Annotated in this window: 1 protein-coding gene; it reads right to left on the bottom strand. The window is 45.4% G+C overall.

Going from position 1 to position 467, the window contains the following annotated elements; genetic code table 11:
* A partial coding sequence (locus tag HC175_RS18290) for a GIN domain-containing protein (RefSeq protein ID WP_209310083.1) occupies window positions 1-326 on the bottom strand: 326 nt, incomplete at its 3' end.
* Window positions 327-467: the final 141 nt, after the last annotated feature.

Below are 467 nucleotides of genomic sequence, written 5' to 3'. Positions count from 1 at the left end.
CCCGCATTTTGAAGCCATTCAAGGTTCGGGACGGTAACATGGACATCGCTAAGATTATAGTCGCGCACAAAATTGCAGTCGTTGTTGTTCTGCAGGATAAGCCTACCTTCAACAACCTTAGCCGAAATCTCGTTCATCAGGTTTTCTCCGGTACTGACCACTACTTTATGTTCGGTCCCCTGTTCAATGAACAGGTTGATCCCCTTATACACGATTAGCTCGTCAAACTCCTCCACCTCAAATTCCTTTTCTATCCTGCTTCCGGCGGTTTGGAAACAATCGGGGGCATCTTCTGTATCACAGCCTGCAAAAATCAGGAGGGCCAAAAAAGGAAAAATCCGCAGGTAAATTTTTAGCAGTTGTTTCATAAGCGATATCCAATTGAGAATTCTACTGCTTCGGCATTGGCTCCATGGGAGCGGACGGTTACAGATCCAAAAAGGTCATTCCATATCTCTCTTTGCAGA

This window comes from Salinimicrobium oceani, from assembly GCF_012037645.1.
The sequence above is the reverse complement of the archived record's forward strand: the minus strand, read 5'-3'. Positions and strand labels throughout refer to the sequence as shown.